Genomic DNA, 19,071 nt, shown 5'->3' with positions numbered 1-19,071 from the left:
TCTTTCATCCTTCATTTTCGGGCCGGGGCGGCGTGCGCTCTCCCCGGTCAAAGCTCTCCCAGCCGTGGCCGTTGAACACGTCCACGCCCAGCTGGGCCAATACATGCGGGAAATCGACCATCACCCAGTTGTCGGTGATCTTGCCGTCCTCGACCTTCCAGAAATCCATGTAGCGGATCTCCACGCGTTTGCCGGTTGGCGCCACGCCCATGAAGTCGCCCGAATGGGACGCTTCCTGACGCCCGAAGGCGGCGGCCCACTCGCCCATGTACAGCCTCGACTCGTCCACGCAGACCTTGTCGGAAAAGGCCGCCTGAAAGGGGCGCTGCCAATTGTCCTGGAACTCGGCCAAGCCGGTCTTCGTGCCACAGCCCTGATTGCCCATCCAGCGAAATCCGTCCGCAAAGAACTGGCCGATATCGTCGATGCGATGGTCGTTCAGACCGTTGACCATGGCCTCGATCACGGCGCGGGTCTCGTCTGTTTTGCTCATGTCCGTGTCGCGCGTCAGCACGGCCTGTTCGGGTCGGGAACCTCTCATCGGGTCACTCCTGTCATGTCGGATTGAAGGGGGCGCGGCAGGCAGCACCCCTCTTCAACAGGAAGTCCCGCGGCATCCGGTTCAGGGCGGGGTGGCGGCCGGACGCGCTATGGCGAAAAGCGCTGCTCATCCCTTGACGGCCCCCGCGGTCAGCCCGCTGACGATCTGGCGCTGGAACACCATGACAAGCAGGAACAGCGGCGCGGTGATCGACACGGCGGCGGCAACGGCGACCACCTGGTCGGTCGTCGTTGTCTCGCGGTTGAACATGCCGGCAATGGCCGGAACCATTGTCTGGTTCGAAGCATCCAGCAGCAGCGAGGTCACCAGGAAGTCGTTATAGGCCAGAAGGAAGCTGAACAGGCCCGTGGTGATCACGCCCGGCCACATGACAGGCATGATGACCAGCCGGAAAGCCTTGAAATGCGAACAGCCATCGACACGCGCGGCCTCGTCCAGATCAGCCGGGATATTGGAAAAGAAGCTGCGCAGCATCCAGATGGTGAAGGGCTGGTTGATCGCCACCAGCACCGCGATCACCGCCGCGGGCTTGCCATAAAGCGTTGGCGCGTTCTCGCCCAGGATCGGGGACAGCCATTCGGCCGAGTTGATGAAGACCGGCAGATAGCCCGCCACTAGCACCGAATGCGGCAGCGACCGGAAGATCAGCGCGATGATCAGGATCCAGAAGGCCAGCGTCGATCCCGAGCGTGCCAGACCGTAGCCCGCCAGCGTTCCGACCGTCAGCGACACGGTCACGACCCCAGCGGTCACGATCAGCGAATTCTTGAAGTTGTTGGAAAACCCGCGATCGACCCAGACGGTCTGGTAGTGCTCGGTCGTGGCGCCGATCACGTCACGCCCCAGCGGTCCGAGCAACGGGTTCAGGACCCCCGTCACCACCGGCAGCGCCCCGAAGAACACCACCACGAAACCCACCCCGACCAGCAGGGCTGCGACGATCCAGCCCAGCACGGTCCAGCCCTTGGGGCTGTATCGCTCGACCAGGCGCGGCAGGTGCCGGGCGCTCAGCCGGGCGGTGAAATAGACCACCGCCAGTCCCAGCACGATATCCACGACGGACCAGCCCGACCCGTCCGCGCGGGTCGCGGGGCCGAAGATCACGTTCAGCGGGTTGCTGTCGAAGGCATCGACCGGCGACTTGAAGCTCATCACCGTGATCCAGAAGATCGGGAAGGCGGCAATCAGGCACCAGAAGGCCAGGAACGTGTTCGACAGGATCCGCAGCGGGGCGGGTTGGCGCAGGGCTTTCGCGGTCATCAGTGTGTCCCCTTGTGGTCACGCCACGTGCGCTTGAGCAACGGCACGAGCAGGATGGCGATGCCGATCATGGTCAGCATGGCCGAGGCAGAGGCACGACTGATCGAACGGATCCCCGCCTCGTTCGGTGTCAGGAAGTCATAGGTCAGCCATTGCAGAGAAATGACATAGCCCTGGCTGCGGAAGCCGACGACCTCCTCGAAGACGCGATAGGTATCCATCAGGTGGATCATCGCCACGAAGATGATCAGCGGCATCAGGTGCGGCACGATGATCAGGCGCAGCCGTTGCCACCGGTTGGCCCCGTCGATCACGGCGCTTTCCAGGCTATCCTGGTTCACGGTCTGAAGCCCGGCATAGAAGATGATCGCGGCAAAGGGCGCCACGTGCCAGACCCGGTAGAACATCATCATCAGTTCGATCGTCCAGGCCTGGGCGAACAGCGCAAGATCGCGCGCCAGCCACCATTCCAACAGCGCGGTCAGGATGCCGTCGCCGCGGAACAGCCAGTTGATCGACAGCGCGCCGATCACCGGGGTGATGATGAAGGGCAGCAGCGACAGGAAGATCACCGGCCCCCGGATCATCTTGGCCGCGTTGTTGATGACAAGTGCGATGGCCAGCCCGAACCCCACCACAAGCGGCAAGGTCACAAGCGTGAACATCAGCGTGAAGCGCAATGCCTTCCAGAAGTCGATGGACTGGATACCGGACCAGGACCAGTCCTTCACGGCGGTCCAGAACCGCTCCATTTCCAGGACGTTGCGGTAGCTTTGCAGGCCGACGAAATCCGTCCGGGTGATGATGTCGCCGTTTTCATCCAGCATCGGTCGGGTCTGTATTTCCGTCTCGCAGGTCTGGGTCAGGAAGCCGGGCGTGCAGTTCTCGACCTCGATCTGTTCGTAGAGCGGCTGGGTGACGTTGAAGCTTTGCCAGAAGACCGAGATCAACGGAAAGGCGATGAACAGCAGCATCAGGAAGATGGACGGGCCGACGAATGCGGCGAAGGTCTTGAATTTCATGCGGCCTCCTTTGCGGCACGGGCGCGGTCGGCGACGAAGCCTCCGGCGCGCCAGCCGATCATCATGGACGGGGCGTTGGTGTTGGCGGACGTGACCTTTGGCATGACCGAGGCGTCGGCGACGGTCAGACCGGTGACACCCTTGAGCGACAGGTCGGCCGCAAGCGGCCCGTTCTCGCCCATCGCCACGGTTCCGACCGGGTGGTAGGCGGTGCCGCAGCCCTTGCGAATGAAGGTTTCCAGCGCATCGCCGGTCACCAACTCACCCGGGTGGCCCTCGGGGGCGCGATGCGGGTCAAGCGGCGCGTCTTTCAGGATCTGGCGCAGGCGCGGGATGCCGTTCATCAACACCTGTAGATCGTAGGGATCGCTCAGCAGGTTGAGGTCGATGGCCGGTGTGAACCGGTCCGCGCCCAGTGTCAGGCTGCCACGGGACCGAGGTCGGCTGACCACCACGTCGGCGAAATAGCCCGCGCCCCAGGTAATCGCCTTGCCCTTCCAGCCCAGCATGAAGGGAATGAAGTGGCATTGCGCATCCGGGCGTCCCTCGCCGGGCATGGCCCGGAAAAACGCGCAGGCTTCGACCGTGGGCGATGCGAAGACGCCACGCCGGGCAAAGGCCCAGGCAAAAGGCGCCAGCGCCCAGCGCGGCATTTGCGACAGCGTGAGGCCATAGCCCGAACCGGACCCCGCAAAATGCAGGCCGACGCCGGGATGATCGTGCAGGTTGGCCCCGATGCCGGGGATATCGCGCACCGGGTCGATGCCGCGCTCGGACAGATGCGCTGCCGGGCCCAGACCCGAGCGCATCAGGATCATCGGCGTTTCGATCGAACCCGCGGACAGGATCACACCCGCGTTGGCCGCGATCTTGCGCCCGTCGCGCAACAGAACACCTGCCGCACGGTCGCCGTCCATCACCACCTTGTCGACCTCGGCTCCGGTTATGACCTCGACACGGCCCGTTTTCTGCGCCGGGCGCAAAAAGGCATCGGCGGCCGACCAGCGGCGGCCATCGTGCAGGTTGGCGTGGCAGACGCCGGCGCTCTGGCGTTCAGGGGTCGGCGCGGACTGTGGATCATTGCCACCAAAGGCGCGCCCAAATCCCTCGGCCAGGGGATGAGGATTGGCTAGCCGCCGGGGCTGCAAGGCGCCCTCGACCGCCTCAAAAGCCGGCGCGACATCGGACCAGCCCCAGCCGGGGGTTTCCCAGCCGTCGAAATCGTCCGACCGGCCCCGGAACCAGGCCATGGAATTGATCGACCCGGACCCGCCCAGCATCTTGCCACGCGGCACCGAGACCTGCCGTCCCCCCAGGTTTTCCTGCGGCACGGTCTTGCGCGCCCAGTCTCGTGGCCCGCCCAGAAGGTTCACAAGGCCAAAGGGCATCTTCACGCGGAGGTCCGCATCCGATGGACCGGCTTCGATCACGCAGATCCGATCCGTGGTCAGCTCGGCAAGACGCGCGGCAACGGCGCATCCGGCGGAACCGGCCCCAACGATGATATGATCGAATTCTTGTGTCATGGTTGCTCCGGAAGGGTTGGATCGGGGGCCACGGCGCGCGCAGCCCCCGAGAGGGAGGATTATTCGATCAGGCCGGCTTCTTCGGCAGCCGTCATGTAGGCGGCTTCGATATCGGCCAGCGTGGTCTCGGCGTCCTTGTTGCCGTTCAGGTAGTCGGCAATGCCATTGCCCAGGGCAGTGTGCATGATGCCCATGGCCCCCGAGGCCGGGTAGGGACGCGCGCCATTGGCGGCGGTGGCGGCCGCACCGGCAGCCAGATCACCGGGCTCATAGCCGTCGATAAGCCACACGGCGGCTTCCTGGTTGGCCTGAACCATTTCGCTGTCGATGCCTTCCATGGCCACGCGGAAGGCGGCCTCGGCCTCTTCGTCGGTGATGTTTGAGGCGATCACGATACCATCCCACCAGATCGAGGAGGCGGGCGCCTCGGAGCCCATGGGCGCCGAAGCCATCTTGACCAGGCCCACGACCTGGCTTTCGGCTTCGTCATTCATGGCACCGGCGCGCGACGCCCACAGGTTCGCCATCGCGATCTTGCCCTGCTGGAACTGCTGCTGCACGTAGGTGGAATCGGACACGAGGTATTCCGGGTCCATGTATTCGGTGAGGGCCTTCATCATTTCGAGGCTGGCAATGCCCCTCTCGTTGTTGATGGTGGGCATGTTGTTGTCGTCAACGAACTGGCCACCTTCGCCCAGATACATGTTCACGAATTCCTCGCCCAGGTTCCAGCCGGTCATGAAGGTGCCGCCCAGCGGGTAGTCCACCACGCCGGCCTCTTCGATGACGGCAGCGGCGGCGAGCACCTCGTCATAGGTGGTCGGCACATCGAGCCCCAGATCGTCGAGGATATCTTCGCGGTACATCAGGTGCTGGTTGTTCACCATCATGGCGATGGCCATGATATCACCGCCGACGGTGATCAGCTGGTTCGGCTTCAGGTTCTGGCCATACTGCTCAACAAGGTCGTTGAGCGGACGGATCGTGCCCGCATTGAGCAGCGGGATCATGGTTGAGTTGGCAACGCCGCCGATATGGTAGAGCGACGGATCAGCGGCAAAGGCCTCGGGCTGCTTCTCGCGGAATTCCTGGTCCAGGTTGGCTTCGAAATTGCCGCATTCGGCCATGGCGTCGGTGACGGCCTTCCAGGCTTCGAACCCGGCGGTCAGCGAGCGTAGCTCGGTGGTGTTTTCAAAGGCGCATTCTGCCGTGGCCACGCTGCCCGCGACGCTCATCGCCCCTGCCATCAGGATGGTCTTGAGTTTCATGAGATATCTCTCCCTGTGCTTGGTTGCGGGCTGCCCTGCAGTCGCAGCCCGGTTGGTAAGAGGGCATCAGCCCCCGATACGCTCACCCGATTCAGCGTCGAACAGGTGGCAATGCTCTTTCGGGACATGGATCGAGACCATATCGCCGATTTCAGCACGGAACGACTTGTCGGCCTTGGCCGAAACCAGCGCCCCGCCGATGCGCACGCTGACCATGGTGGCATCACCCAGCAATTCCAGCGTGTAGATCGGCGCGGTGATCTGGCCGCCCTCGCCGCGCACTTCGGCATCTTCGGCGCGGAAGCCCAGCGTCACCGGTCCATCGGCCACATCCAGCCCGGCGATCTCGGTGTTCTGGGTGCTGAAGGTTCCACCCGCGCAGCTGCCCTCGATCAGGTTCATGGCAGGCGAACCGATGAAGCTTGCGACGAATGTATTGGCCGGCCGGTCGTAAATCTCGGTCGGGCTGCCGACCTGCTGAACGATGCCCTTTTCCATCACGACGACGCGGTCGGCCAAGGTCATCGCCTCGATCTGATCATGGGTGACGTAAATCGTTGTGACGGACAGCTCATGGCTGAGGTTCTTGATCTGCGCACGGGTGCTGACCCTCAGTTTCGCGTCGAGGTTCGAGAGCGGCTCGTCCATCAGGAACACGTTGGGTTCGCGCACGATGGCGCGCGCGAGCGCCACGCGCTGGCGCTGGCCGCCAGACAATTCCGCCGGCTTGCGGTGCAGGAATTCGTCCAGTTCCACCATCGCACTGGCCCGGCGCACCTTTTCATCGTGGGTAGAAGGATCCGTGCCTCGAACCCGCAGCGGGAAGCGGATGTTCTCGTATACGTTCAGGTTCGGATAAAGCGCGTAGCTCTGGAACACCATCGCCACATCGCGGTCCTTGGGTTCAAGATCGTTGATCACCCTGCCGTCGATGGTGATCTCACCATCGGTGGGATCCTCCAGTCCGGCGATCATCCGCATGGTCGTGGTTTTACCGCAGCCCGAGGGACCAAGCAGCACCAGGAATTCGCGATCCGCGATAGTCAGGTCGAAATTGTCGACACCAACGAAAGAGCCCCAGCGCTTTGAGACGCCGCGCAACTGGATTTCGGCCATCTGGCCACCTCCCCTGTTGAGTTCACGTATTTTGCATACGTTTGCAATTAGGCTAGACTCCACCGGCGCGATTGGGCAAGCTATTTTTTGCAAACGCATGCAAAATTGAGGGTAAGGCACGGGAAAATGACGAATTTTCAAGCACAAAAAGAGGTCGTTCAGACGTATTATGCAGCGTTGGACGGGGCCGCGGGTGACTCTGTCGAGCAGGCCATGGCGGGATTCGTCAGCCCCGACTATCGGTGGCGTGGCTATTATCCCTTCGGCGAACTGCACGGTGCAGCAGACGTTGCAGAGCAGTTCTGGGCACCGCTCAAATCAGCGCTGACCCGGTTGCAGCGGCGCCAGGACGTTTTCATGGCCGGAACCAACGAGGTCGACAACCACGAAAGCACTTGGGTGGTCTCCATGGGTCACCTGATGGGGCTGTTCGATGCACCGTGGCTGGGCATCCGCCCCACCGGGAAGATCGCCATGCTGCGCTATTGCGAGTTCAACCGGGTCGAGGATGGCAAGATCACCGAGGCGGCGATGTATTTCGACATTCCGCACCTGATGGTGCAGGCCGGGCAGAATCCTTTCCCGCCGCAGACCGGGGCAGAGATGATCCAGCCCGGCCCCCTGCCCCATGATGCACTTTTGTTCGACGCCCAGCCCCCCGAGGAAGGGGAAAAGACGCTGGCCGCCATCGACGCCATGATCTCGGATCTCGGGCAATGGCAATCCGGCCTGCCGCTGGAAGAGGAACTGGCCCGGAACTGGCACGATGACATGATCTGGTGGGGGCCGACCGGGATCGGTGCGACCTACACGATCGAGCGCTATGCCAAGCAGCATTCCGGCGTCTTCCGCGGGGCTTTCACCGACCGCTCCAAGACCAGCCATGTCTGCCGCATGGCCGAGGGGCATTACGGCGGTTTCTTCGGCTGGCCGAATTTCACCGCGCGCCCCACAGGTGGTTTCATGGGCATGCCCGCCACCGGACAGGCCGGCGATTTCCGGGTCATCGACATCTATCGCCGCGAAGGCGATAAACTTGCCGAGAACTGGATCTTCATCGACCTGCTGCATTTCTGGAAGACGCAGGGCGTGGATATCCTGGAACGGACGACGGGAATCGGTGGATGAGGATCGACGCGCATCATCACCTTTGGGATCTGTCCAAGGTTCATTACCCATGGCTGATGGCGCAAGGGGTCGAACGATTCTTTGGCGACCCCGCCCCGATCCAGCGCGACTACCTGGTCGACGAATTCCGCCGCGATGCCGATGGCTTTGCCGCCTCGGTCCATATCCAGGTCGGGGCCGAGGACGGCTGGGCCGAGGCGCAATGGATACAGGCGGTCGCCGATGCAACCCCGGACTGGCCGCTGGCACAGGTGGCCTTCTGCGACCTGACCGCCCCGGACCGGGATGCGCAGCTGGACCGTCTGCAGACACTGCCCTCAGTGCGCGGGGTGCGCCAGATCGTCGGCCGTGCGCCGGGCGAAGATGCCGTTACCGGCACCAATGACCTGCTGGATGATCCGCGTTTCGCCGAGGGGCTGCGTGCGGTCGGCGCCCGCGGCCTGTCCTTCGACCTGCAATTGATCCCCGAGCTTTACGAGGGCATGGCCCGGGTTCTGGACTTGGCGCCCGATACCCCCGTGGCACTGTGCCATGCCGGCAGCCCCCATGACCGCAGCGCCGCCGGCCTGCGGGACTGGTCGGATCGGTTGCGCCTGCTGTCCGAGCGCCCCGGCATGACCTGCAAACTCTCTGGGCTGGGCATGTTCGACCATGACTGGACGAGGGACAGCATCCGGCCAATCGTTGAAACCGTGCTGGAGCAGTTCGGCGCGGCGCGGACGATGTTCGGCTCGAACTTCCCGGTCGACAGCCTCTATTCCGATTATGCCCGGCTGATCGCGGCTTATGACGGCCTCATTCCGGCCGCGGATCACAAGGTCATCTTCCACGACACGGCCGCCCGTTTCTACGCCCTGCCATGAGCCGCGTCTTCCGATACCAAACCACCGTCCGGCCGGATTGGATCGACTATAACGGCCACATGCAGGACGCCTATTACGGGCTGATCTTCAGCTATGCGGTGGATGCAGTACAGGACGCGATAGGCGTCGACGCCTCCTATCGAGACCGCACCGGCTGCACGATCTACCTGCTTGAAGACCACAAGAGCTACCTGCACGAGGTCAAGGAAGGTGCCGCGTTGCGGGTCGAGATGCGTGTGCTGGACCACGATGCCAAGCGGTTTCTACTGCATGGGCAGATGTTCGAAGGTGAAGAACTGGTCGCGGTTGGCGAGTTCGTCGAATTGCACGTGGCCAGGCACCCCAGCCCGCATGCCGCGCCTATGCCCGAAGATGTGCAAGCGGCACTGGCCACCGCCCGGCTGTCTTCCGACGCGGCCGCACAACTGCCGAACCGGGCACGAGCACTTGCCCTGCGGCGACCTGCCTGATCCTTAGCATTCCGTTAACAGGTTTCGGGCATACACGCGGCCGGGTAGCGAGTGCTTTGACGATCAACTGGGGAATGGTGGGGGCCCTGCGCCGGTTTTGCAGGGCCCTTTTCCCCATGTCATACCGAGTATCGGATTTTTCGTTTTCCTCTGTTCGCCGATTGGGGAATAGTTCCGCAAAGGGCACCCGACGCGGGGCACGAACAGGGAGAGGACAGACCATGAAAATCGGCTTCATCGGGCTCGGAAATGTCGGGTCCAAACTTGCCGGCAGCCTGCTGCGCAACGGCCATGACGTTTCCGTGCATGACCTGAACGGCGATTTCGTCGACGGGTTCGTGGCGCGGGGCGCCACGCGCGGCGAGAGCCCCGCCCAACTGATGCGCGACTGCGAAGCGGTCATCACCTGCCTGCCCAGTCCCGCCGCCAGCGACGCGGTGATGCAACAGATGCTGCCCGAGGTCACCGCCGGCAAGATCTGGATGGAGATGTCGACCACAGACGCCGCCGAGGTCAAACGCCTCGGCGCGCTTGTGACCGAACGTGGCGGTGCGGCGGTGGATTGTCCGGTTTCGGGCGGCTGCCACCGCGCGGATACCGGCAATATCGCCATCTTTGCGGGCTGCGACCGGGCGACCTTTGAACGCATTCTTCCCTTGCTGACCCGGATGGGTCGTCGCATCCTGCATACGGGCGAGATCGGCAGTGCCTCGGTTCTCAAGGTCGTGACCAACTACCTGGCCACCGCAAACCTGCTGTCCTGCGCCGAGGCACTGGTGACCTGCAAGGCCGCTGGCATGGACATGAACACCGCCTACGAGGCGATCAAGATCAGCTCGGGCACATCATTCGTGCACGAAACCGAAAGCCAGGTGATCCTGAACGGCAGCCGCGACATTTCCTTCACGATGGATCTGGTGAAAAAGGATATCGGCCTGTTCCAGGAGGTCGCCGACCGCGCCGGGGTGCCGCTGGAAATCAACCCGCTGATGATGCAGATCCTCGACGACGGCATCGCCCGCTATGGTGAGCGGGAACTGTCGCCCAACATCATCCGGCGGCTGGAGGACGCGACGGGGCTCCAGGTTCTGGCCCCGGGTTTCCCAGCGGAAATGGTCGATGACGAGCCCGAGGAAGAGGGCTACGAAGTCATTCCCACCGGCAAGCCCGCCACGGCGGCAGAGTAAGGGGGCGATATGGCCGACTTGAATATGGACAACCTCGCACGGTTCTACATCGGCGGCGGCTGGGTGACACCGGACAGCGACCAAGCCATGCCGGTGATGAACCCCGCGACGGAGGATCGCATCGGCGATACGATCCTTGCCAATGAAACGGACGTGGACCGCGCCGTGACCGCTGCCGTGCAGGCCTTCGAGGCCTTTTCGCGCAGCAGCAAGCAGGACCGGCTGGACCTGCTCGGGCTGGTCCTCGACGAAAGCCGAAAGCGCCACGAGGACCTTGCCCAGGCCATGCGCATGGAGATGGGCGCGCCGATCACCATGGCCCGCGCCGAACAGGCCGAATCCGGCATCGGCCATCTTGAGGCCTTCATCGCCGCCCTGCGCGACCACCCCGAACGCGAAGAGCTGGCCAACGGCGACACCCTGCTGCGCGAACCGATCGGGGTCTGCGGGCTGATTACCCCGTGGAACTGGCCGATCAACCAGATCGCGCTAAAGGTCATTCCGGCGCTGGCCACCGGCTGCACCTGCATCCTCAAGCCGTCCGAGCACACGCCGATCTCGGCCATGATCTATGCCGAGATCCTGGATGCGGCCGGCGTGCCGCCCGGTGTGTTCAACCTGATCCAGGGCGATGGGCCCGGCGCAGGCAATGCCATGTCCGGACACCCGGATATACAGATGATCTCGTTCACCGGGTCCACGCGCGCGGGTCGGGCCATCACCCGCAACGCCGCCGAGACGATCAAGCGTGTCACGCTGGAACTGGGCGGCAAATCCCCCAATCTCGTCTTTGCCGATTGTGACCTGCAAGAGCGCGTGACCGGGTCGGTCGCGGAATGCATGTATAATTCAGGCCAGTCCTGCGATGCACCCACCCGCCTTCTGGTCGAGCGCACAATCTATGACGAGGCGGTCGAGATCGCTCGCAAGGCCGCCGACGCCACCGCCGTTGGCGACCCGGCTGAGGAGGGCGACCATATCGGCCCGCTCTTCGACAAGCTGCAATATGACCGGGTGCAGGCGCTGATCGAGACCGGCATTTCCGAAGGCGCGCGGCTGGTCACCGGCGGGCCGGGCAAGCCCGAGGGGATGGAAACCGGATGGTATGCGCGGCCCACGATCTTCGCCGATGTCCGCAACGACATGACCATCGCGCAGGAAGAAATCTTTGGCCCGGTGCTGGTGATCATCCCCTTCGAGGACGAAGAGGACGCCATCCGGATCGCCAATGACACGCCCTACGGACTGGCCGCCTATATCCAGTGTGGCGACATGGACCGCGCCGAACGGGTGGCGACGCGGTTGCGGGCAGGCGCCGTGCATATCAACGGCGGCGCCTTCAATTACGGCTCACCTTTCGGGGGCTACAAGCAATCGGGCAATGGCCGCGAAGGCGGCCGGTTCGGCCTCGAAGATTACCAGGAGGTGAAGACGCTGCACCGTCCCTAGGGGGCAGCTGTCGGCGCCCGCCGCATGAGGTCCGTTGCCCTAGCCTTCATTGGCAAACACCTTCAGAAGGTCCGACGGCGGGGTTCGGGCCAACCGGCGCGCCGGCCACAGCGCGGCCAGCAGGGCCGCCAACACCGACAAGCCGCCCAGCACCGCGTAGTCGCCGGGAAACAGGTACATCGGCAGGCGCCAGCCAAAGGCCTCGACATTGATGACGGTCAGCAGCATCCAGGCCAGTGCCAGCCCCAGCGGCAGCGCCACGAGCAGCGTCAATGCGGCCAGGACAACGGCGCGCAGAACTTCCAGCCGCCCCAGGCTGCGCCGGGTCATGCCCAGCGCCCAGGCCGGGGCCAGTTGCGGGACCCGCATGGCCGCAAGGGTCAGCAAGCTCATGAGGATGGCGAACCCTGCCACCGACAGCGTCAGCACGTTGAGCGCGGCCGTCACGGTGAAGGTGCGTTCGAACACGTCCAGCGAAAACGCCTTGAGCGCCGCCTGATCGGTGATCTGGCCCTGAGACAGGCCCAGCTCGGTTTCCAGAACCGCGCGCAGGCCGTCGGGATCGTCGGTGACCAGCCCGAACCGTTCGGGGGCCACGTCAGGAAACAGGCGCTGGAATAGCGGCTCGCCGATCACGACCTGCCCGATCGGGTTTCCGTAATCGCCGACCACCCCGGCAATGGGCAAGGTCCGGCCCGGGGACAGGGTCACGCCATCCCCCGGCCACAGGTCTGCCCGCCGGGCCAATTGTTCGTTGATGATCGCCGCCTCGCCCGCTGCAACGCGGTCCCAGACGGACCCGTCCCGAGCTATGAATTGCCAGTTCTCGGCATAGGCGGGCGCGACGCGGGCGCCGTAGATTTCTGCCTGTTGGCCCGCCACCTGCGTGTCGACCCATTGGATCGGCAAGACCGCGCGGGTCCGGTCGGCCACGATCCGTTGCAGCGCGGCGCCCTGTGCCGTGTCATCTGTCTCGACGTAGAGGTCCGCGAAAAGACGCTGATCGAGGAAACCCGTAAAGGTCAGGCGAAAGCTGGATACCATGGTCGAGACCCCGATATTGGCTGCCATCGCCAACAAAAGCGCCATCAGGGCCAGGCGCAATCCCGGCAATTGCTGGCGCGTATCGGCCAGGAACCACTGCGTGCGCACACCCTGTGCCCGCCGCTCGCCCAGCGCCAGCAGACCGTCCAGCACCAGCGGCAGCGCCAGCGCAGCACCCAGAAGCAGGCACGCCAGGCTCGCGAAACCCGCCAGCAATCCGCCCCCCAGAACCGGGCCAAACCCGGCGAGACCCACGAGAACGACCGCCAGAATCCCCTGCCAGCCTCGTCGCTGTCCGCTGGCAACGGCCCAGGCCCGCGCCCCGGTCGCCAGGATCGGCATGCGGGCGATGGTCCAGAACGCGCCCGCGCCGGCCAGAACCGCCCCCGCAAGCGCGATGCCCAGACCCGACAGCCACCACGCCGGGTCAAGCTGCAAGACGCCCGCGACCTGTGCGCCGTAGAGCCCTTCGAGGGTCGCCGCCACGTCCGGCAGCAGCGTGGCCGCCAGTGCGTAGCCCATCGCAACGCCAAGCGCACCGGCAATCACCGCCAGCGCCAGAAGCTCCAGCGCAATCAGCAGCATGATCCGCCGCAACGACAGGCCCAGCGTGCGCAATGTGCGGATCATGGCGCGGCGCTGCTCGAAGGCGAGCCCGATCGCACCATGCACGATGAAGATGCCCACCGCGAAGCTGAGCAGTCCGAAGGCAGTCAGGTTCAGGTGGAAACTGTCGGTCAACTGGTCAATGTCGGAACTCTGCCGCGCCGCACGCCTGACAAGATCGGGGGCGACGGTCGCGATATCGGGAAGTCCAAGGGGCTGCACCCTGGCAACGACAAGGCGGGTCAGCGCATCCGGGCGGTCCAGAAGCGTCTCGGCGACGGAAATGTCCGTCATGGCGGTATCGGGCGCCATGTCCGGATTGGCGATCACCGGATACTCGGTGATCCCGGCCAAGGCGTCCACGATACCGGGATGCGCGAAAATCGCGTCCCGGTCTTGCCGCGGGCTGTCGGCCCTTTGATCCTGCGCATCCGACCCCGCCCAGCGTGGCACCGAGGGGATATCGACCCCCACAATCCGAATCCGGGCGTCATCGGCCCGCAGCGGTCCCTCCAGAACGGGCGAGACCAGCCAGCCGGACTCGCGCAGGGCAAGGTAGGTGTCGCGCGGTATCGTATCGCCCACGCGGGGCACCAGTTGATCGAACCGTCCTTCTCCCAGAACCGCCGCCGCCGCGTCATAGCTGGACCGGGCCTGCGCGTTCAGCGCCTGCACCCCCGACCACAGCGCCGTGGCCAGCGCCAGCCCCGCCACCAGCGTGAACAATTGCAGCGGATTGCGCCGCCAATGCGACCACAGCGCCGCAAGGCCCGCCGCAGTCATGCCAGCCGCCCCTGCCTGAGGTGCAATTGCCGCCCCAGCCGCCCGGCGAGGTCCGGCGAATGCGTCACCATCATCAGCGCCGCGCCGGTCTCGGTGACAAGCGACAACATCTGGTCCATGACCACTGCGGCGGTGTCTTCGTCCAGGTTGCCGGTGGGTTCATCGGCCAGAACCAGCGCGGGCCGTGCTGCCAACGCCCGGGCGATGGCGACCCGCTGCTGCTGCCCGCCCGAAAGCTGTTCCGGGTATTTGTCCAGCTGCTCCGTCAGTCCAAGCGCCTCGGCCAGCTCTGCGGCACGGGTCGCATCGTGCCGCCCGGCAAGCCGCGCCTGAAAGGCGATATTCGCGGCGACCGTCAGCGACGGGATCAGGTTGAACTGCTGGAATATGATGCCGATCGTTTCGCGCCGCAGCGCCGCGCGGCCCGCGTCATCCAGCGCCGTCACCTCTTGTCCGTCAATGACGATCCGCCCGCCATCGGCCCGGTCCAGCCCACCGACAAGATGCAAGAGCGTGCTTTTCCCCGACCCGGATTCGCCGCGCAGCGCCAAGGTTGCGCCCGCCTGCACTTGCAGGTCCACCCCGCGCAACACCGGCACTGGGCCTTCCGGGCCGGGATAGGATTTCGACAGGTTCTCGACCGACAGCAACATGCGCGCCCCCTTCTGGCAAAGAAGCTATGCCAAAGGGGCGCGAATGAAAGGCGAAAATCCTGCCTAGTGGGCCGGCTTGATGAAGGTGCCGTTGCGCAGGTCGCGCATCGCCTGTTGCAACTCTGCCTGCGTGTTCATCACGATGGGGCCATGCCAGGCCACGGGTTCCTCGATCGGCGCACCCGAGATCAAAAGAAAACGCACGCCCTCTTCGCCAGCCTGCACCGTGACCTCGTCACCGGTGCCGAAGCGGACCAGCGTGCGGTCGCCCGACATGTCACGGATATTCACCTCCTGGCCCATGACCTCCTTTTCCAGCAGCACGCCAGACGGCGCGCTGGCATCGACAAAGGCCCCCTGCCCGGCAAAGACATAGGCAAAGGCACGGCGGTAGGTGTCGATCCGGAAAGTCTTCTTCACGCCCGGTGGGATCGAGATGTCGAGGTATTGCGGATCGGCGGCGATGCCGTCGACCGGGCCGGTCTTGCCCCAGAATTCACCGACGATCACCCGCACGACAGTGCCGTCATCGTCGATCACCTCGGGGATATCCTTGGCCTGCACGTCCTGGTAGCGCGGCGCGGTCATCTTCTGCGCCGAGGGCAGATTGCCCCAGAGCTGGAACCCGTGCATCTGACCCTTGGCGTTTCCCTTCGGCATTTCCTGATGCAGGATGCCCGATCCGGCGGTCATCCATTGCACATCGCCTGCGCCCAAAGTGCCGGTATTGCCAAGGGAATCGCCATGCTCGACCGTGCCGTTAAGCACATAGGTGATGGTTTCGATGCCCCGGTGCGGATGCCAGGGAAAACCGCGCATGTAGTGCTCGGGCACCTCGTTGCGGAAATCATCGAAGAGCAGGAACGGGTCCAGCTCGGACGGGTCCTGGAACCCGAAAGCCCGATGCAGGTGCACGCCGGCCCCTTCCATGGTGGGGACGGCCTTGCGGGTCTCGATCGTGGGACGGATGGACATGAAAGCCTCCTGTAGCTTGACGCCCATGATCTAGGTCGCGCGCACCCGCTGTCACAAGCCACACCGCCCAACCGTCCCTGTGCATGGGCGCACAGATCAATAGGCCAGCTGCTCCAGGATCGCTGCCAAAGCCGCCTCGGTTGCCCCTTGCGAACGGCGCACAACCGTCGACGCGGACCGCGCCACGGCCCGATGATCGCCGGCAAGCAAGCGTTGCACGCCCTCGGCCAGATCCTCGGCTCCGCTCACCGGGATAGCTCCACCCTCGGCCTCCAGCGCGGCATAGATCTCCTGGAAATTGTAGACATGCGGACCGAAGAGCATCGCAGAATCCAACTGCGCCGGTTCATAGGGGTTGTGCCCGCCGACCCGCTCCAGCGACCCGCCGATGAACGAGACAGGTGCCAGCCGGAACCAGAGCCCCATTTCGCCCATCGTGTCGGCCAGGTAAACATCCGTGTTGGCGTCCGGCTCTTCGCCCTTGCTGCGCTGCGCCAGGTTCAACCCGCGCCCCTGGACCATCGCGGCGACCTCCTCGGCCCGCTCGGCATGACGCGGCACCAGGACAAGAAGCCCGCCGATCCGGGCATGGGCCTCCAACACCACCTCTTCCTCGCCAGCATGGGTGGACGCCGCGCACCAGACCGGCCGTGTCCCGATCACAGCACGCAAGTGCGCCAGAGCCTCTGGATCGCAGGACAACGGAGGCCGATCCTGTTTGAGGGCCCCGGTCAGGCGCACCCGGTCCCCATCGACCCCGATGGATCGCATGGCATTCAAGGTGGTCTCTTCCTGCACGTGGATCTGCCGGAACGGCGCCAGAAGCACCCGCGCGGTGGCCGCAAAGCGACGCCACCGATCTGCGGTCCGGGCTGAAACCCGCGCATTCAGCAAAAGCATCGGCACGTCGCGCCGCGCCACCTCGTAGAGCATCCGCGGCCAAAGCTCGCTTTCCACCCAGACCGCCACATTGGGCTGCCAATGCTGAAGGAACCGGCGGCAGACCCGCTTGGTGTCATAGGGGGCGACCTGGTGAAAGGCCCGCGGCGGCAGGTCATGCGCCAGCATCCGGGCAGAACTGCGCGTCGTCGAGGTCACCATCACCTGCACATCCGGCACCGTGGCCAGAAGCCGCTCGATCAGCGGCAGGATCGACTGGGTCTCGCCGACACTGGCGGCATGGAACCAGACAAGGCGCCCCTCGGGCCGCTCCCGGCCCGGATGCCCCCAGCGTTCGTCGGCGCGGTCGGGATCCTCCTTGCCGTTGGCCAGCGCCCGGCGTTGCCAAAGAGCGAAGCCCGGCCCGGTGAACCGGCTGGCAATCATGTAGAGCCTGTGAAGAATGGAGAATGACATCGCCGCCTCCCTAGCCCGCACCCGGACGGTTGCCACGCGCGGCACCACGACCCAGCCGGTTACGCGGCGCCTTCCAGCGGCGATGCGTCCAGATCCACTGCCCCATATGCGCCCGTACCTGGCGTTCGAGGCTGTCATTGAGCGCCTGGGTCATTGTCAGCGGGTCGGAATGGGCGACCGGCGCTTCGGCGATCAGATCGAAGCCGATCCCATCGGGGCGTCGGATGCCATAGACCGGCAGAAGCTCCGCATCGTATTTCAGGGCGAGATCGGCCACCGAAGTCGCCGTCATGGCGGTCTTGCCAAAGAAACGCAGCGGCGCGCCCTGGTCCATGTGTTGGTCGATCAGGATGGCCAACACCCCGCCGCCGCGCAGGTGCCGGACCATGTCCGCCATGCCCTGTTGCCCTCGCGCGAACAGCACGCCGCCATTGGCCTCCATCGCGGCACGGTAACGCCGGTCGAAAAGCCGGTTGTTGAACGGACGATAGAGCGCCCCCACCCGATGCCCCTCAAGGATCAGCGCGGTGCGGAAGGCGTCGTAATTGCCGATATGGCCGGACACCACGATGACGGGTCGCCCGGCCCGCCGCGCTCTCTCCAGTGCCTCGGCCCCGTCGCCGGTGATCGGCGCGCCGCGCGCCTGCGCAGCCAGCCCCTCGGGCGAAAAGACCTCCGCGAAGACCCGGCCGATCGTGTCGGGCACCGCCCGTTCCAGAGCGGCGACCGTGTCGCTGGCCAGATCTGGCTGCACCAGGGCCAGGTTGGCCCGCACCCGCCGGCGCAGCCCGAGCGGACCCGAAAGCCACACCATGACCCGCCCCGCGAGGCGCACGCGCAGGCGATAGGGCAGCAGGCGCAACACCCCCAGCACGGCCATCACCACCGCGTATTCCAGCCTTTCTCCCATGCTGACCGCCTCGTCGGTCATGCCGCCCTCCTGCTCTACGCGCTCCGCAATAGCACCAAGCCCGCACCGGCGGAACCTCCTGCCGCATACGCAAACGGTTGTCGTGACCGCCCCGGCGGGCTATGGACCCCCGATCGCGACGACGGACAGGGCCCCGATGACATCGCTCAGAACAAGATTGCGGCAGTGGCGCAAGGGCCTGCGCCCCGAAACCCTCGACACCGAGTCCGACCGCCGCTCCGCCCGCCGCTTCGTTCACTGGATCGACCACGGGCTCCTGCGCAACCTCTGGCACAACCAGTCGCAATTCGCGCCGGGGGCCTGGCGATCGAACTACCCTGACGAGGCCCGTATCGCCCAACTGGCCGCCAAGGGCATCCGCAGCATCATCACCTTGCGCGGCACCGCCCCGACCCCGTGGTTCCTGCTCGAACAGGAGGCCTGCGCACGGCATGACATCTCCTTGCACGGGGTATCGCTGCGGTCACGGGCCGCGCCTCGCAAATCCGCCCTGATCGAGCTGATCGCCCTGTTTCGAAGCGTCGAGCGCCCGTTCCTGCTGCACTGCAAATCCGGCGCCGACAGGGCCGGGCTTGCCAGCGCAATCTACCTGATGGTCATCGAGGGCGAACCTCTGGAGCAGGCGCGACGAATGCTCTCGGCCCGCTACATCCACTTCAAATGGACCAAGACCGGCGTTCTCGACATGTTGCTGGATGATTTCGCCGCCTCTGGCGAGACGGATTTCGAAACCTGGCTGACCAATGACTACGACGCCGACGCCCTGCAAGCCAGGTTCGAATCCGCCTGATCCCAGCTTCCCTGGCCCCGGCTTCTTTGGGTCAAAAATACCGCGGGGGAGTCGGCCCGGCGGGCCGACGGGGGCCGGGGGG

Annotated in this window: 17 protein-coding genes; 6 read left to right on the top strand and 11 right to left on the bottom strand. The window is 64.9% G+C overall.

Annotated features, from left to right (window positions below; all coding sequences use genetic code 11):
- Nucleotides 1-4 precede the first annotated feature (4 nt).
- From DFK10_RS10140 to DFK10_RS10115, 6 genes are all read right to left on the bottom strand, one after another.
- The gene (locus DFK10_RS10140; protein WP_109388919.1) at nucleotides 5-541 is read right to left on the bottom strand and encodes an ester cyclase; all 537 of its coding nucleotides are present in this window, start codon (nucleotides 539-541) and stop codon (nucleotides 5-7) included.
- 126 nt (nucleotides 542-667) lie between these two features.
- Nucleotides 668-1,822 (bottom strand): carbohydrate ABC transporter permease, encoded by a 1,155-nt coding sequence (locus DFK10_RS10135; protein WP_217810124.1) that lies wholly within the window; start codon nucleotides 1,820-1,822, stop codon nucleotides 668-670.
- Complete coding sequence (locus DFK10_RS10130) at nucleotides 1,822-2,844, bottom strand: carbohydrate ABC transporter permease (RefSeq protein WP_109388917.1); 1,023 nt, start codon at nucleotides 2,842-2,844, stop codon at nucleotides 1,822-1,824. The genes DFK10_RS10135 and DFK10_RS10130 overlap by 1 nt, the downstream gene beginning before the upstream one ends.
- Nucleotides 2,841-4,370 (bottom strand): GMC family oxidoreductase, encoded by a 1,530-nt coding sequence (locus DFK10_RS10125; protein WP_109388916.1) that lies wholly within the window; start codon nucleotides 4,368-4,370, stop codon nucleotides 2,841-2,843. The genes DFK10_RS10130 and DFK10_RS10125 overlap by 4 nt, the downstream gene beginning before the upstream one ends.
- A 59-nt stretch (nucleotides 4,371-4,429) precedes the next feature.
- Complete coding sequence (locus DFK10_RS10120) at nucleotides 4,430-5,638, bottom strand: ABC transporter substrate-binding protein (protein WP_109388915.1); 1,209 nt, start codon at nucleotides 5,636-5,638, stop codon at nucleotides 4,430-4,432.
- A 66-nt stretch (nucleotides 5,639-5,704) separates the two neighbouring features.
- A complete protein-coding gene (locus DFK10_RS10115) occupies nucleotides 5,705-6,754 on the bottom strand; it encodes an ABC transporter ATP-binding protein (protein ID WP_109388914.1) in 1,050 nt (349 codons plus the stop codon).
- Nucleotides 6,755-6,880: 126 nt separating this feature from the next.
- On the opposite strand from DFK10_RS10115, the gene DFK10_RS10110 reads away from it, so the two are divergent.
- From DFK10_RS10110 to DFK10_RS10090, 5 genes are all read left to right on the top strand, one after another.
- Nucleotides 6,881-7,882 (top strand): nuclear transport factor 2 family protein, encoded by a 1,002-nt coding sequence (locus DFK10_RS10110; protein ID WP_109388913.1) that lies wholly within the window; start codon nucleotides 6,881-6,883, stop codon nucleotides 7,880-7,882.
- Nucleotides 7,879-8,745, top strand: coding sequence for an amidohydrolase family protein (locus tag DFK10_RS10105; RefSeq protein WP_109388912.1), 867 nt, complete (start codon nucleotides 7,879-7,881; stop codon nucleotides 8,743-8,745). Before DFK10_RS10110 ends, DFK10_RS10105 begins: the two co-directional genes overlap by 4 nt.
- Nucleotides 8,742-9,215, top strand: coding sequence for a thioesterase family protein (locus tag DFK10_RS10100; protein WP_109388911.1), 474 nt, complete (start codon nucleotides 8,742-8,744; stop codon nucleotides 9,213-9,215). The genes DFK10_RS10105 and DFK10_RS10100 overlap by 4 nt, the downstream gene beginning before the upstream one ends.
- 221 nt (nucleotides 9,216-9,436) lie before the next feature.
- The gene (locus DFK10_RS10095) at nucleotides 9,437-10,402 is read left to right on the top strand and encodes an NAD(P)-dependent oxidoreductase (protein ID WP_109388910.1); all 966 of its coding nucleotides are present in this window, start codon (nucleotides 9,437-9,439) and stop codon (nucleotides 10,400-10,402) included.
- 24 nt (nucleotides 10,403-10,426) lie between these two features.
- Nucleotides 10,427-11,851 (top strand): aldehyde dehydrogenase family protein, encoded by a 1,425-nt coding sequence (locus DFK10_RS10090; protein ID WP_109388987.1) that lies wholly within the window; start codon nucleotides 10,427-10,429, stop codon nucleotides 11,849-11,851.
- 39 nt (nucleotides 11,852-11,890) lie between these two features.
- On the opposite strand, the gene DFK10_RS10085 is transcribed toward DFK10_RS10090, so the two are convergent.
- From DFK10_RS10085 to DFK10_RS10065, 5 genes are all read right to left on the bottom strand, one after another.
- Nucleotides 11,891-14,284, bottom strand: a complete 2,394-nt coding sequence (locus DFK10_RS10085; RefSeq protein ID WP_109388909.1) for an ABC transporter permease — start codon at nucleotides 14,282-14,284, stop codon at nucleotides 11,891-11,893.
- Nucleotides 14,281-14,937 carry an ABC transporter ATP-binding protein gene (locus DFK10_RS10080; RefSeq protein ID WP_109388908.1) on the bottom strand — a complete coding sequence of 219 codons (657 nt, stop codon included), beginning with the start codon at nucleotides 14,935-14,937 and terminating at the stop codon, nucleotides 14,281-14,283. The genes DFK10_RS10085 and DFK10_RS10080 overlap by 4 nt, the downstream gene beginning before the upstream one ends.
- A gap of 63 nt (nucleotides 14,938-15,000) precedes the next feature.
- Entirely contained in the window at nucleotides 15,001-15,912 is a 912-nt protein-coding gene (locus DFK10_RS10075; protein WP_109388907.1) for a pirin family protein, read from the bottom strand.
- A 96-nt stretch (nucleotides 15,913-16,008) separates the two neighbouring features.
- On the bottom strand, nucleotides 16,009-17,268 hold the full coding sequence (locus DFK10_RS10070; RefSeq protein WP_109388906.1) for a 3-deoxy-D-manno-octulosonic acid transferase: 1,260 nt from the start codon (nucleotides 17,266-17,268) through the stop codon (nucleotides 16,009-16,011).
- A 10-nt stretch (nucleotides 17,269-17,278) separates the two neighbouring features.
- The gene (locus DFK10_RS10065; protein WP_235866819.1) at nucleotides 17,279-18,199 is read right to left on the bottom strand and encodes a lysophospholipid acyltransferase family protein; all 921 of its coding nucleotides are present in this window, start codon (nucleotides 18,197-18,199) and stop codon (nucleotides 17,279-17,281) included.
- Nucleotides 18,200-18,335: 136 nt separating this feature from the next.
- On the opposite strand from DFK10_RS10065, the gene DFK10_RS10060 reads away from it, so the two are divergent.
- Entirely contained in the window at nucleotides 18,336-18,989 is a 654-nt protein-coding gene (locus tag DFK10_RS10060; RefSeq protein WP_235866818.1) for a phosphatase domain-containing protein, read from the top strand.
- The last annotated feature ends 82 nt before the right edge of the window (nucleotides 18,990-19,071 follow it).

This window comes from Salibaculum griseiflavum, from assembly GCF_003129565.1.
GTDB lineage: Bacteria > Pseudomonadota > Alphaproteobacteria > Rhodobacterales > Rhodobacteraceae > Salibaculum > Salibaculum griseiflavum.
The sequence above is the reverse complement of the archived record's forward strand: the minus strand, read 5'-3'. Positions and strand labels throughout refer to the sequence as shown.